At 71.8% G+C, this 13303-nt stretch carries 10 protein-coding genes; 4 read left to right on the top strand and 6 right to left on the bottom strand.

Features of this window, described 5'->3' with window-relative positions; genetic code table 11:
• Nucleotides 1-21: 21 nt before the first annotated feature.
• The 4 genes from IPH07_35900 to IPH07_35915 are packed head-to-tail and all read right to left on the bottom strand — an operon-like array spanning nucleotide 22 to nucleotide 4388.
• A complete protein-coding gene (locus tag IPH07_35900) occupies nucleotides 22-1557 on the bottom strand; it encodes a hypothetical protein (protein MBK6922827.1) in 1536 nt (511 codons plus the stop codon).
• On the bottom strand, nucleotides 1554-2801 hold the full coding sequence (locus IPH07_35905) for a hypothetical protein (GenBank protein ID MBK6922828.1): 1248 nt from the start codon (nucleotides 2799-2801) through the stop codon (nucleotides 1554-1556). Before IPH07_35905 ends, IPH07_35900 begins: the two co-directional genes overlap by 4 nt.
• Nucleotides 2801-3826 (bottom strand): FecR domain-containing protein, encoded by a 1026-nt coding sequence (locus IPH07_35910; GenBank protein ID MBK6922829.1) that lies wholly within the window; start codon nucleotides 3824-3826, stop codon nucleotides 2801-2803. The genes IPH07_35905 and IPH07_35910 overlap by 1 nt, the downstream gene beginning before the upstream one ends.
• Nucleotides 3819-4388 carry a sigma-70 family RNA polymerase sigma factor gene (locus tag IPH07_35915; GenBank protein ID MBK6922830.1) on the bottom strand — a complete coding sequence of 190 codons (570 nt, stop codon included), beginning with the start codon at nucleotides 4386-4388 and terminating at the stop codon, nucleotides 3819-3821. The genes IPH07_35910 and IPH07_35915 overlap by 8 nt, the downstream gene beginning before the upstream one ends.
• Nucleotides 4389-4552: 164 nt before the next feature.
• Here IPH07_35915 and IPH07_35920 point away from each other — a divergent pair, with 164 nt between their 5' ends.
• The gene (locus tag IPH07_35920) at nucleotides 4553-5092 is read left to right on the top strand and encodes a hypothetical protein (protein ID MBK6922831.1); all 540 of its coding nucleotides are present in this window, start codon (nucleotides 4553-4555) and stop codon (nucleotides 5090-5092) included.
• A 13-nt stretch (nucleotides 5093-5105) separates the two neighbouring features.
• Here IPH07_35920 and IPH07_35925 read toward each other — a convergent pair whose 3' ends face one another.
• Nucleotides 5106-7793 (bottom strand): serine/threonine protein kinase, encoded by a 2688-nt coding sequence (locus IPH07_35925; protein ID MBK6922832.1) that lies wholly within the window; start codon nucleotides 7791-7793, stop codon nucleotides 5106-5108.
• A gap of 230 nt (nucleotides 7794-8023) precedes the next feature.
• Here IPH07_35925 and IPH07_35930 point away from each other — a divergent pair, with 230 nt between their 5' ends.
• A complete protein-coding gene (locus IPH07_35930; protein MBK6922833.1) occupies nucleotides 8024-8944 on the top strand; it encodes a sigma-70 family RNA polymerase sigma factor in 921 nt (306 codons plus the stop codon).
• Between the two features lie 14 nt (nucleotides 8945-8958).
• Here the strand turns inward: IPH07_35930 and IPH07_35935 are convergent, their stop codons facing one another.
• On the bottom strand, nucleotides 8959-9657 hold the full coding sequence (locus IPH07_35935; protein MBK6922834.1) for a hypothetical protein: 699 nt from the start codon (nucleotides 9655-9657) through the stop codon (nucleotides 8959-8961).
• Between the two features lie 44 nt (nucleotides 9658-9701).
• Here IPH07_35935 and IPH07_35940 point away from each other — a divergent pair, with 44 nt between their 5' ends.
• Both IPH07_35940 and acnA read left to right on the top strand, forming a co-directional pair.
• Complete coding sequence (locus IPH07_35940; protein MBK6922835.1) at nucleotides 9702-10307, top strand: hypothetical protein; 606 nt, start codon at nucleotides 9702-9704, stop codon at nucleotides 10305-10307.
• Between the two features lie 250 nt (nucleotides 10308-10557).
• Complete coding sequence (acnA, locus tag IPH07_35945) at nucleotides 10558-13239, top strand: aconitate hydratase AcnA (protein MBK6922836.1); 2682 nt, start codon at nucleotides 10558-10560, stop codon at nucleotides 13237-13239.
• Nucleotides 13240-13303 lie beyond the last annotated feature (64 nt).

The following is a 13303-nucleotide window of genomic DNA, read 5'->3' on the forward strand; positions in this document are numbered from 1 at the left end:
CAGCACCCTGGTTCGCGCGCGCTAGGAGCCGTCGCCGGTGAGGACGAGCTCCGGTGCGTCGCTGATCGCCGGGTAGTTGCCCAGCTGGAACACGGTGACGAAGTCGGGCACCTCGTCGAGCAGGCACGCACCCTCGTCGTCGAGTCGATAGACCGGCTCGGTCCAGCGGCCGACGACGTTCTGTTGTCCGATGACGGGGCGACCGCCGCAGGCTTCCTCGCCGACGAGCGTGATGCGCACGAGATCGCCTTCCGGCGCCTCGGCGGTGTCGTACAGCGGGATCGCGCTGCATTCCGGATCGCCCCAGTGCTCGAGGCGGTTGGGGTAGGCCAGCGGCAGCGGCATGCAACGGCGTCGGCCGTCGGTCGCGATGAGCGGCGTGCAGACCTGCTCGATCGCGGTGTCGTACCAGCGGTTCTGATCGCGGGTGCCGTCGCCGCGGGCCAGCACGATGGTCTCGCCGTCGCCGGCGAGTCCCAGCCGACGCAAGCGGCCGGACGCGTCGGCGAGGGTGACTTCGAGGGTCAGCACCTCGGGCTCGCTGGTCGGCGCGCCGAGCTCGTAGTACGCGAAGCCGTCCTGCACGGAGGCCGGGGCCTCGATGCACGCATCGCCGTCGACGATGTGAATCGTCTGCTCCCACGGCGCGCCGATCGTGTGCCAACCGTCGGTGCCGTAGATGAGCGCCGTCGAGGGCTGCGCGCAGGTACCGTCCTGCGGCAGCGCGAACAGCGGGGTCGTGCAGGTCGCGTCGGCGAAGCCATACGGCGCGGCCGAGACGACGCCGCAGGCCTGCGTGCCGGCACCGGCCTCGAACGTGAGCGTGCCCTGGCACGGCGTGTCGTACCGTGGGTCGATCACGCGGTCGCGTTGGAAGGCCCCGTCGGTGCTGACCAGCGCCCGGATCTCGATCGAGCCGCGCTGCTCGATCACCACGGTGGCGGCGACGAAGGTGGTGTCGTCGATCGGCGTGAGGGCGTGGCGCTGCTGGAAGTTCGAGCCGGTACCGTTGCAGATGTCGGCATGATCATTGTGGTGGCGGATGTCGCCGCTGCCGATGGGGGCACCGCGCAGGTACGCCTGCGCACGGGCACCGTCGGCGCAGCTCGCCGCATCGATGATGGGGCCACGCACGTAGTTCGGCACCGTCGAGCAGTACGGCGTACCCACGATCGGCGTGCTGCAGGCCTCGTCGTCGAACCCGACGTACACCTGATCCTCCTCCGCGGGCAGGCAGCGGTAGTCGCCGACGCTGTCCCTGGCGAACTCGCAGTCGATGCCGAGCTCGCTGTCGTACCAGCGCACCAGCTGGACGACGCCATCGGCGGTACGGTCGACGATCGGCTGCAGCCGCGTGCCCGCGCCGTAGGGGCCTTCGCCGGGGATCTCGACCGGTGGCGCGCCGGTCGAGTCCGCTGCCGAGGTGCTGCTCGAGTCGCCGCCGCCACTCGACGCGTCGGTGCTCGAGCTCGCGTCGCCGTGTTGGATGACGTCGCGCCCGCAGGCGAGGGCGAGCAGCGAGGGGATCGCGAGGACGAGCGTACGCGTGCGCTTCATGATCGGACAGCCCGCGAAGGCGGTCGAGGTTTCCTGTCGAGCCGCACGCGCACGCCGAGCATCCCACCGATCCGCACGCGATCGCGTGACCACAGCTCGGTGTCGCCGCGGACATGCGATCGCGCGCGTCCACTGATGCCCCCGAAGGCCGACAGCGCCAGCTCCACGCGCGTGCCCAACGACAGCGCGAGCGTCAGCGGTAGCACGGCGGTGGGATCGACCCGGATCCCGCGATCACCCACGACGCGATAGCCGTGGACGAGCACACCACCGGCGATCGCCAGCTCGAACCGGAACCGTCGCGCGAGGGCTCGCCCCCAGCCCACGCCGGTGGTGAGCATGGTGTCCGCGATCGCGAGGCGAGCTCCGCCGGTGGGCGCGACCTCGGCGCGCAGTGTCAGCCACACGCCGGTGGGCGCGTGGCGGGCATCGCCATGGAGCAGCACCACCGGCTCGGCCGCGCGTAGGCGGCCCTCGACGCCGAGCCCGAGGCCGAGGGCCCCAGACCAGCGTGGCGCCGGCGACGACGGTCGCGCGTGGCGGGCCGGGGTCACCGCAGTCGGCGCGGGCGGCCCGATCGGCGTCGGCGGTGGCGTGCTTGCGACCGGCGTCGTGATCGCGGGCGGCGACGATGGATCCGCTGCGGCCCCGTGCGCCGCGAGCCTCGCGGCGAGCGATCCATTCGACAGTGGCTCGGGCACGCCGTCGTCGCACGCACCGTCGGCATCGACCACCGCGAGCGAGGTGTGGCCACCGTCGTCGCCGACGCACACGCGGCGAGATGCGTCCTCGCCCGCGGGCGTGACCACCCACCCCGACTCGACGATCGCAGCGACCGCCGCGGTCGCGTGCGGCTCTGCGCCGGGCAACAGCTCGACGACGACCGCGTGATCGGTCGACGCGGTGAGCACCGGGTCGGGCTCACCGCGCAGCGCTTCGAGCTCCGCGAGCAGATCGATGGTCGCGTGGATGACCGACAGCCGCAGCAGCGCGCCGCGACCCGTGACGTCGCGTGCGTGCAGCTGCCGGCCGTGCACGACCTCGACGTGCACGATCTCGCCGCCGCCGGTCAGGCGCACGACCACCGCCGCGTGGCCGCCGACCGCGTGGCCCGACTCGAGCAGTCGTGTCATCAGCTCGCCGTGGAGCTGCTCGGTCTGCGCCTGCGGGAGCGCCAATGCACCGACGTCGACCGCGATGGTGGCGGGGCGTGCGAGCAGGATCGCGGCGGCGAGGCGCAGCATCAGGGCGCACCGCAGCCGGCGTCATCCATCTGCGCGGTGATCGACGCCGCGTGGTCGCCCGCGCCGAAGCGCGCGAGGTGCCCCCGCCAGTAGGCGCACACGGCATCGGGCCGGTCGGTTCGAGCGCGCAACGTGCCCTCCTCGAACGACAGCACGGCGGCTGCGGCCTCGTCGGTGCCGGTGCTGCGGCGAAGCGCCACCAACACCTCGATGGCGTCGCGGTAGCGCCCGCTGCGACGCAGGCTCGCAACGCGCTCGAGCCCCTCGTCGAGCGCGACGCCGGGTTCGGGCTTGCCGCTGCGCCGCGGTGGGGTGGAGGGCACCACCGCGTCGGCGCGGACGTGCGTGCCGTCCCAGCCGAGCCGTTGTCCCGCGGCGATCGGATGGGTCTTGCCCGCGAGATCCACAAACGCGATCGCGCCTTCGATGAGATCGACATGGCCGCCGGTCTCGTCGGCGGTCACGACGAAGCGCGTGCCGATCACCTCGATTGCACCGGCGGTGACCTCGATCCGCACGCGCGGGGCCCCGGCAGCAATCTTCTCGACGTGGAAGAGCGCGGTGCCCGAGTGCAGGCGCACGCCGTGCTCGGCCGGTTCGAGCCGTGCGCCGCGCCAGACCTCGAGCTCGAGCGCGGGCGCATCCAGGCGCAGCCGACAGTCGCCCTGCACCGACAGCGTCTGCGTGCCCGTGATCGCGCAGCCGGCCGTGGCCTCGAGGCGATCGTCCCAGCGTCGGATCGGTGCGTCGGCGATCGCGGGCGCAACCACCTTCGGCGGTGGGATCGCCGGCGCATCGGCGGGGCTCGCCACGATCAGCTCGGAGCTCGGCGACACCGATCCGCGACCGACCACGAACGCCAGCACCACCGCGGCGGTGGCGAGCACGAGCACCGCACCGAGCGATCGTCGGGCGCCGCGCGCCTCGACGCTCGCCGAGATGCGCTCTGGCAGGTGGCTCGGCAGTGGCACCGTGCCCAGCGCCTCGTCGAGAGCTCGCAGCCGCTCGCGCTGGGTGTCATCCATGATCCCGCTCCGGGTCTTGCAGGTGGGACACGGCCGCCTCGGCACGCTGCAGCAGCTTGCACACGTAGCTCTTACCGTAGCCCAGCACCGCGGCGATCTCGGGCTGCGACATGCCGTCGACGTGGCGCATCCAGAAGCACAGCCGCTGCGCGTCGGGCAGGCGGTTCACGGCATCGAACAGCTCGCCGAGCTCGCCATGAACCACGCGCGCGCGCTCGGGATCCTCGGCGCTGCGCGGCGGCGTCGCCAACATCCACCGCAGCCATGGCGAGTCGAGCCAACGCTCGCGACGCAGGCGATTGAGGCATCGGCTGGTGGTCGCGCGCACGATCCAGCCACGTGGACTCTCCATCTGCGCGATGCGTTCGGCGTGGCGATGGACCTCGAGGAAGACGTCGTGCACGAGGTCCTCGGCCCACTGGCGATCGCCGCGGCCGTACCGCAGCGCGAGCTTGAACGACAGCGCGGCGTGTTCGCGGTAGAGCCCTGCCACGATCGCTTCGTGGCTGGCCGGGGGGGCCTGCGCGTCGGCGGCTCTGCGGGTCTGGCTCACGACGTACATGCGGATCCGAGCGCGGTCCGCTGTCCAGCCAACGAGGACCGCCCGAGTTTCCTTCACCCCGGAGAAAAAAGCCGAACCGGCGGCGAGCCGCGCCGTGGCAGCCCAGGAAACGTAGCGGCACGAACCGACCGGCGGCGCCAGACCCCCTACGCTGGCGCTCGACGATGCACTGGCCTGCTCCGCAGTCGATGGACCCCCGCAATGCGCGCAACACGGCTGGGGGCCCGCGACACCCGCGATGGCTCCGCCTCGGCGTGCTCGGGATGCTGCTCGGTTGTGGCAGCGACCCAGCCGATGGCCCGACCCCGCGGCTCGGCGAAGCCTGCGAGCAGGACAAGACCACCCGCTGCGGCATCGATGGCGGCACCGATGCCGAGCTCGACACCGTGCTGTCGTGCGAGAACGGCAAGTGGACGCAGGCAGTGGCCTGCGGTGACGGCGAGCACTGTGCCGAGGACCCCTCGCGCGACGCGGTGTCGTGCACCGACATCAACGATCTGCACGTCTACGCGCTGCTGCACGGCCCGTGCGAGGTCGCGGGCGCGCAGGCGTGTTCGTACGATCGCGACTTCTCGCTGCTGTGCGAGGGCGGCGAGTGGCAGCTCGAGACCAACTGCAGCACCAACGTGCAGGCCTGCTCGCTGGTCGATGCGGGCGACGATCCCAGCTGCAGCGACGACGACGGCTGCATCGTCTGCCGCTGACGCGGGTGCACCGTCAGCGCGCCGCGAGCCATGCGTCGATGCGCGCGAGCTCGTGGTCGTAGCGGCCGCCGATGCTGCGATAGCTCGCGGCGGCTTCGCGGGCGAGCGCGAGCGCCCGCGGGCGATCGTCGGCGACCACGGCCTGGGCGAGCCCGAAGCGAGCGGCGGCGACGATGGTCGCGTCGCAGCTGCGACGCTCGCAGCCCGCGACGACCTCCTCGAGCGCCGCGGCGGCCTCGCCGACGTGGCCCTGGGCCAGCAGATCGAGACCAACGTTGGTGCGCGGGTAGCTGGCATACGGGTGCTCGGGATCGAGGTCACGCCAGATCGCCAACGCTTCGCGGTGAACGGTCAGCGCCTCGTCGACGCGCCCGTGGTCGCGGTAGACCTCGCCGAGGTTGTTGAGGCTGAGCGCGAGATCGGGGTGTCGCGCGCCCAGCCGCGCGCGCTTGAGTTCGATCGAGGCCTCCAACGCCGCCTCGGCCTCCGCCAGGCGACCGAGCCGGAAGCGCACCGGGCCGAGGTTGGTCAGCGCGGTCGCATACGACGGGTGTCGCTCGCCCACCGAGTCGCGCAGCAGCTCGCTGGCGCGCAGCAGGTAGGTCTCGGCGACCGCATAGCGGCCCTGGTCGTAGGCGGCACTGCCGAGGTTGATGAGCACGGCCGCGACCGTGGGGTGGCCGGCGCCCAGCAGCTCGACGAGCACGTCGACGCCGCGTGCGATCGCAGTCTCCGACTCGAGCAGCCGGTTCTGCCGCGCGTAGACGTTGCCGAGGTTGTTGTATGCGCTCGCGAGCTCCTGGCGTTCGCCGGAGTCGCGCGTGTCGGCGAGCATGTCGACCACGCCGAGGTAGGTGCGCTCGGCGTCGGCGTACGCGCCCGCACGGAACTGCACCGCGCCGAGGTTGTTGTGCAGCAACGCCAGCTCGCGGGCCGTGGGTGAGACCCGCTGCGTCGTGGCCCACGCGTGGCGCGACCACGCTTCGGCATCGTCGACGCGCGCGAGGTGGTAGCCGACCAGGCCGACCAGACGCGTCATGGCCGCGAGCGCGGTGCGGTCCTCGCCGTGGGCGATCGCCAACCACGCCGCGTCGCCGAGCGCTTGCTCTGCCGCGGCGTGCTCGCCCAGCATCTCGAGCACGCTGCCCTGCGCGAGCGTGGCCTCGGCGATGAGCGGCGCGAAGCCGGTCGCGCGGGCGCGCGCCTGCAGATCACCCGCGAGCGCCAGGCCATCGTCGAAGCGTCGGGCATCGCGGAGCGCGTCGACCGTGGCCAGCTCGTGGCGCAGCGCGTCGACCTGCTCGCGCAGGGTCGGATCGGCCGGCATCGCCGGCTCGCCCGCGGCGCGCTCGGCATCGAGGCAGTCGTCGAAGCGGGGCAGCCCGAAGGCGACGCTGCGGGCGCGCTCGATCGAACGCGCGTCGAGGTCTCCGAGCACCGATACGACCGCTGCGAGCGCGGCCTCGCGCTGGGCGACGCACGCCTGCATCGCGTCGGCCTGCGCGTCCGTGGCCAGGCAGGTCTGCCGTGCCGCCGCCACGCCGGCCGCTCGATGGGCGTCGAGCTCGCGCGCGACCAGCTCGAAGCTCTGTGCGGCATAGCCGACACCGGTGGCGTGCATGGCTCGCTCGACGCGATCGCGGGCATCATCGTCCCAGATCGCGCGTACGCGATCGCCGGCGCGGGCACAGGGTTCGTCGGTTGCCGCACCTGCGCGTTGCATCGCGACCATGGCGACGCTCGCGAGGGCCACCGCCGCCAGCACGCGGCGCCGCGCGGCCGTGCCCACCAGCGCCTGGATCAGCGCGTCCATGTCGGCGAAGCGCGCGGCCGGATCGATCGCGAGCCCCCGCGCGAGTGCCCTGCGCACGCGGCCGGGCACGCGGTCACGCACGGGGCTGCCGGTCCGTGCGACGCTCAGGCGTCGCGACGGATCGCGATCGTCGAAGCGCGGCCGCGTGCCGAACAGCGCCTCGTGCAGCGCGACGCAGTAGCCGTACTGATCGGAGCGCGCGTCGGCGGGCAGCCGACGCAGCTGCTCGGGGGCCACGTACGCGCGCGTCCCGACCAGCAGGCCGGTCGCCGTCAGCGGTGTCTCGAGCAGCGACCGCTCGGCGACCGGCTGCGGCATGCTCTCGAGGTCGCCGCGACCCAGCGCGAGCCCGAAGTCGACCACGCGCGCGACACCGTCCTCGCCGATCAGCACGTTCTCGGGCTTGAAGTCGCGGTGCACGATGCCGGCGCGGTGGGCCGCTGCGAGGCCACGACCGGCCTGCACGAACATCGCGAGCACCTCGGCGGCGCTGCGTCGGCGCTCGCGCAGCCACGCGCCCAGCGTGCGACCGGGCACCAGCTGCATCGCGATGAAGGTCCGGCCATCGTCGCTACCGACGTCGAAGATCGGCACCACGTACGGGTGGGACAGTCGCGCGAGCGCCTGGGCCTCGCGGGCCAGGCGAGGGCCCGCGTTGAGCGAGCGCGAGCCGGGGTGCAGCAGCTTGAGTGCGACCACGCGATCGAGCTCGCCGTCGTAGGCGCTCAGTACCACCCCCATGCCGCCGGCGCCGATGCGTTCGAGCACCACGTAGCGGCCGACGCGGGCCGGCAGCTCGCCCGCGCGTGGCGAGTGGTGGTCGTCGCCTTCGGTCGCCGTCAGCGACCCGGTGTCCTCGTCCAGCAGCCGCGCGGATGACGACGACAAGGGCCGGGTTCGACAAGCGCGTGCCCGGGCACATTCATGCGGGTCGTCGCGGCTGCCGACGCCCCCGCCGAAAGGCCGCATGGCGCCGCCCTTGCGGCGATCGACCGCGCGGCTCCGGTGCATCGACACGTGGCGCAGCAGGGTGCCCACGACCGATCGGTGGCCGGTCGCGGGCGGCCCGCCCGGGCGAGGATTGAATCCCGCGCGTCGCCTGGGCTACCTTTGTTTCCGTGGCAGAAGGCGAAGGCCTCGTGTCCGAGTTCCTCGCCGCCGCACCCGCGAGCGCGCGACCGGCATTCGAAGCCGTGGAGGATCTCGGCGAGCGACTCCAGGCGATCCTCGGCGAGGCGAAGGCGGCCCTGGGGTCGATCACGTCGAGTGACGCAGGCTTCGCCGCCCACCTCGGCCACCTGGTGCCGGCCGACGGCAACCCCGATCTGCTCGATCGCCTGCGCGCCGCCGATCTGTACCTCGCGTACGGCTGCGCGTCGGGTGAGACGGTCGCACTCGAGGCGTTCGAGACCGAGTTCGGCCGCGACATCGATCTCGCGATCGCGCGCTCGGGCAACGTGAACCTCGGCAAGGACGAGTTCCGCCAGCTGGTCCGCAACAAGCTGTTCGTGGCGACGCCAGGCCGTCGCCCGAAGATCGCCGACTACGCCGGGCGCGGCGATCTGCGCAGTTGGGTGCGCGTCACGGCGCTGCGCATGATCGTCGACCTGGTCCGGCACCACGCCGGCGACCGCGAGGTCTCGCTCGAGGCGGAGGCGCTCGGCGCGATCCCGGCGCCCGGCGACGATCCCGAGCTCGACTACATCCAGCGGGTCTACAAGACCGAGTTCAAGGAGGCGCTCACCACCGCCTTCGGTCGGCTGACCGCGCGCGAGCGCAACCTCCTGCGCCACCAGGTGCTGCACGGACTCAACATCGACCAGGTCGGCGCGCTGTACCACGTGCACCGCACGACCGCGTTTCGGTGGATCGAGAAGGCTCGGCGCTCGTTGCTGCAGCACGCCCGCGACGCGCTCAAGCAGCGCCTGCTCGTCGCCAGCGGCGAGTTCATGAGCATCATGCGGGTGGTGCAGGGCGATCTCGAGGTCAGCGTGCGACGGCTGCTGGTCTCGGACATCGAGGTCGAGCCGCCCGAGTGATCGCGGACGTCACGTTAGTGCCAGGGGGTACACGTGGCACCGCAACGCTCGCTGAGCTGGCGGTACCACGCGATCGTCTCGGCGGTGCGCGTGCCGAGGACCTTGGTGCCCCACACGATGCAGAACACCGCCTGCGTGCCCGCGTGGGTCTTGGTCCGCTGCGAGTCCTTCACCGCGTTGGCGCAGGGGCCATCGGCGTCGTAGAGGCACGGTAGCCCCGCCAGCGCGATTTCCTGGCCCGAGGCGTTGAAGACGTAGCTGGCGCCCGCCGGCGCCAGTGCGACGTGCATCGGCGTGCGCGCGCGATCGAGATCGATCACGCTGATCGGCAGCCCGCTGTGGAGCGACACCACGTTGCACAGATCGACCGCGAGGTTGATCGACGACAGCGTGCCGGCCTCGGCCGCGCCCACCAGGTACTCCGCCGCGGGCTTGCCGCGGCCCGAGGGCTTGTAGCCGCCGAAGCGCAGCAGCTTGCGGACGGCCTCCCGCACGCCGGCGTCGGCGGGCGCGAACGGGAGCACGTCGCTCGCGAGCGAGGCGCTCGGCGCTAACCACTGCACCAACCACGCCGGGCTCGCGGGCAGCGGCGAGGACCATCGTGCGACGAAGCCACCGGCGTCGAGCGCTGCATCGCGCGGATCCACGAGTGCACACGTCAGCGGATCGTCGGTGGGTTCGGCGGGGCTCGTCACGCCTGCGATCGATAGCATGCCGGCCGCTTCCGCGGCCGCGCCAGATCGGTCATCATCGCGACGTGTCGTCCTCCGATCTTCGCCGCCGGGTCGGCGAGTGGGGCGCTACCGTGCGAGCGGTGGTCGGTCTCGCGGTCGGCGTACTGCTGGGGTTCGCGTGCGACGACGCCGGCTTTCGCTGCAGCGACGACGATGCCTGCGTGCGCGACGGCAGCGACGGCACCTGCGAGCCGACCGGCTTCTGCAGCTTCCCCGATGCCGCGTGCGCCTCGGGGCGGCGCTACGGCGAGCGGGTCGGCTCCGGGCTCGCCCGCGAGTGCGTCGTGCCCGAAGGCACCACCGGAGATCCGGACACCACCGACAGCGGCACGTTGCCCGGCGTCGAGCACTATGGTCCGTGCACGGTCGCCAGCGACTGCGAAGATCCGGACGCCGTGTGCGTCACCAACGGCGTCTCGCACATGTGCGCGCCGAGCTGTGCCGCGCCGGCGTTGCCCTCGGCCGAGTGTCCGGCGCGCGTCGACGGCGAGACCGCGTCGGTCGGCTGCCTCTACACCGACGACACCATGACCACGTTGCGCTGCTTCGTCAGCTGCGCCGAGGACGGGGACTGTCCCGCCGGCATGTCCTGCGCGCAGCCAGTCTGCACGTGGCCCGACCCCGGCTGAACGCCGGCGACACGCGCGAGCCGAGGCGCCGTGGACGTCGCCGGCCGCCGCGAGGCCGTGGGGATCGGCCGCCGGCCTGTTTCGTGCCGATGCGCCGATGCGCCGATGCCCCGATGCCCCGATACGCCGGTGCGCGTGATCGCGAGGCGAATCGTGCGTGGACGCGCACGCCGATCCTGCGGCAAGATGCGCGCGTCGAAGCGGCGGCGCGCGGCAACTTCGGGCGCTAGACCCCTTCGCGGAGCACGCCATGAGCCAAACGAACCTCGATTCCTTCGGTGCACGCCAGACCCTCGTCGTCGGCGACGCGCGCTACGAGTACTACGCACTCGATGCACTCGCACAGGCCGGCATCGGCCACGTGCATCGCCTGCCGTTCTCGCTCAAGGTGTTGGTCGAGAATCTGCTGCGCCACGAAGACGGTGTCGCCGTGACGGCCGCCGACGTCGAGGCCGCGGCGGGCTGGGATCCCAAGGCCGAGCCCAACTTCGAGATCGGCTTCCACCCGGCGCGCGTGCTCCTGCAGGACTTCACCGGCGTGCCGGTGGTCGTCGATCTCGCGGCGATGCGCCAGGCGATCCAGGGCATGGGCGGCGATGCGCAGCGCATCAACCCGCTGGCGCCCGTCGATCTCGTGATCGACCACTCCGTGCAGGTGGATCACTTCGGCAGCAAGGACGCGCTCACGCTCAACATGCAGCTCGAGTACCAGCGCAACCGCGAGCGCTACGCGTTCCTGCGCTGGGGGCAAGCTGCGCTGTCGAACTTCCGCGCGGTGCCGCCGGGCACCGGCATCTGCCACCAGGTGAACCTCGAGTACCTCGCGCGGACGGTGTGGACCAAGCAACACGGCGACGTCACGCAGGCGTTCCCGGACACCGTGGTCGGTACCGACTCGCACACCACGATGGTCAACGGCCTCGCGGTGCTCGGCTGGGGCGTCGGCGGCATCGAGGCCGAGGCCGCGATGCTGGGCCAGCCGATGTCGATGCTGATCCCGCAGGTGGTCGGCTTCAAGCTGCACGGCACGCTGCCCGACGGCGCGACCGCGACCGACCTCGTGCTCACCGTCACGCAGATGCTTCGCAAGCACGGCGTGGTCAACAAGTTCGTCGAGTTCTATGGCCCCGGCCTGTCGGCGCTGTCGCTCACCGATCGCGCGACGATCGCCAACATGGCGCCCGAGTACGGCGCGACCTGTGGCTTCTTCCCGATCGATGACGAGACCCTCGCGTACCTGCGCTTCACCAACCGCCCCGAGGCGACCGTGGCGCTGGTCGAGGCCTACGCGAAGGCGCAGGGCCTGTTCCGCACCGACGCCACGCCCGACCCGGTGTTCAGCTCGTCGATCGAGCTCGACCTCGCGACCGTCGAGTCGTCGCTGGCAGGTCCCAAGCGGCCGCAGGACCGCGTCGCGCTGCCCAACGTGAAGGCGAACTTCCTCGATGCGCTCACCAAGGAGCGCCACGGCGACGCCGCGATCGAGGTCAAGGACGGCACCAGCTACGAGCTCAGCAACGGCGCCGTGGTGATCGCCGCGATCACCAGCTGCACCAACACCAGCAACCCCAGCGTGCTCATCGCTGCGGGCCTGCTCGCGCGCAACGCCGTGCGGGCCGGGCTCGCACGCAAGCCGTGGGTCAAGACCTCGCTGGCGCCGGGCTCCAAGGTCGTGACCGAGTACCTCGAGAAATCCGGGCTCATGCGCGACCTCGAGGCGCTCGGCTTCGACCTGGTCGGCTACGGCTGCACCACCTGCATCGGCAACTCGGGTCCGCTGCCCAACGCGGTGTCGCAGGCCATCACCGACGGCAACCTCGTGGTCGCGGCGGTGCTCTCGGGCAACCGCAACTTCGAAGGTCGCGTGCACGCACAGGTGCGCGCGAACTACCTCGCGTCGCCGCCGCTGGTGGTCGCGCACGCGCTCTCGGGCCACCTCGGCGTCGATCTCAGCCGCGACCCGATCGGCAACGGCAAGGACGGGCAGCCGGTCTACCTCAAGGACATCTGGCCCAGCGCTGCCGAGATCCGCGACACCGTGCGCGCGGTGATCGGTCGCGAGATGTACGCCGAGCAGTACGCCGACGTGTTCGCCGGTGACGCCTCGTGGCGCGCGCTCGACGTGCCCACCGGCCAGCTGTTCGCGTGGGAGGCCGACTCGACCTACGTGCGGCACCCGCCGTACTTCGTGGGCATGAAGGCCAAGCCGGACCCGCTCACCGACATCGTCGGTGCGCGCGTGCTGGCCAAGCTGGGCGACTCGATCACGACCGATCACATCTCGCCCGCGGGCAACATCTCCAAGAACTCACCGGCCGCGAAGTACCTCGTCACCCACGGCGTGCAGCCGGTGGACTTCAACAGCTACGGTGCCCGTCGCGGCAACCACGAGGTCATGATCCGTGGCACCTTCGCGAACATCCGCCTCAAGAACGCGCTGGTGCCGGGCGTCGAGGGCGGCGTCACGCGCCACCTGCCCGATGGTGCGCAGATGAGCATCTTCGAGGCCGCCGAGAAGTACCAGGCCGAGGGCGTGCCGACGGTGGTGCTTGCAGGCGCCGAGTACGGCACCGGAAGCTCGCGCGACTGGGCCGCCAAGGGCACGATGTTGCTGGGCGTGAAGGCCGTCATCGCGAAGAGCTTCGAGCGCATCCATCGCAGCAACCTGGTCGGCATGGGCGTGTTGCCACTGTGCTTCCTCGATGGTCAGGACGCCGACACCCTGGGCCTCGGCGGCGAGGAGGTGTTCGAGATCCACGGTGTCGCGGCCGGGCTCACGCCGAAGAAGACCCTGAAGGTCACCGCCACCGCCGCCGACGGCAGCGTGAAGGCGTTCGACGTGGTCTGCCGCGTCGACACGCCCAACGAGGTCGAGTACGTCAAGCACGGCGGCATCCTGCAGTTCGTGCTGCGCGGCATGGCGCAGGGCTGACCCTGCAGGCGACGACGGCCGGCGTGGTGCGAATCACGGCCGGCCGTTCGTGCGTCGGACGATC

The sequence above is a fragment of the Deltaproteobacteria bacterium genome, assembly GCA_016709225.1.
Taxonomy (GTDB): domain Bacteria; phylum Myxococcota_A; class Polyangia; order Nannocystales; family Nannocystaceae; genus Xiheibacterium; species Xiheibacterium phototrophicum.

What these genes read in the sequence shown, in the direction of transcription:
- IPH07_35900 (MBK6922827.1), bottom strand. Translation starts at nt 1,557, where the DNA reads ATGAAGCGCACGCGTACGCTCGTCCTCGCGATCCCCTCGCTGCTCGCC.
- IPH07_35905 (MBK6922828.1), bottom strand. Translation starts at nt 2,801, where the DNA reads ATGCTGCGCCTCGCCGCCGCGATCCTGCTCGCACGCCCCGCCACCATC.
- IPH07_35910 (MBK6922829.1), bottom strand. Translation starts at nt 3,826, where the DNA reads ATGGATGACACCCAGCGCGAGCGGCTGCGAGCTCTCGACGAGGCGCTG.
- IPH07_35915 (MBK6922830.1), bottom strand. Translation starts at nt 4,388, where the DNA reads ATGTACGTCGTGAGCCAGACCCGCAGAGCCGCCGACGCGCAGGCCCCC.
- IPH07_35920 (MBK6922831.1), top strand. Translation starts at nt 4,553, where the DNA reads ATGCACTGGCCTGCTCCGCAGTCGATGGACCCCCGCAATGCGCGCAAC.
- IPH07_35935 (MBK6922834.1), bottom strand. Translation starts at nt 9,657, where the DNA reads ATGCTATCGATCGCAGGCGTGACGAGCCCCGCCGAACCCACCGACGAT.
- acnA (MBK6922836.1), top strand. Translation starts at nt 10,558, where the DNA reads ATGAGCCAAACGAACCTCGATTCCTTCGGTGCACGCCAGACCCTCGTC.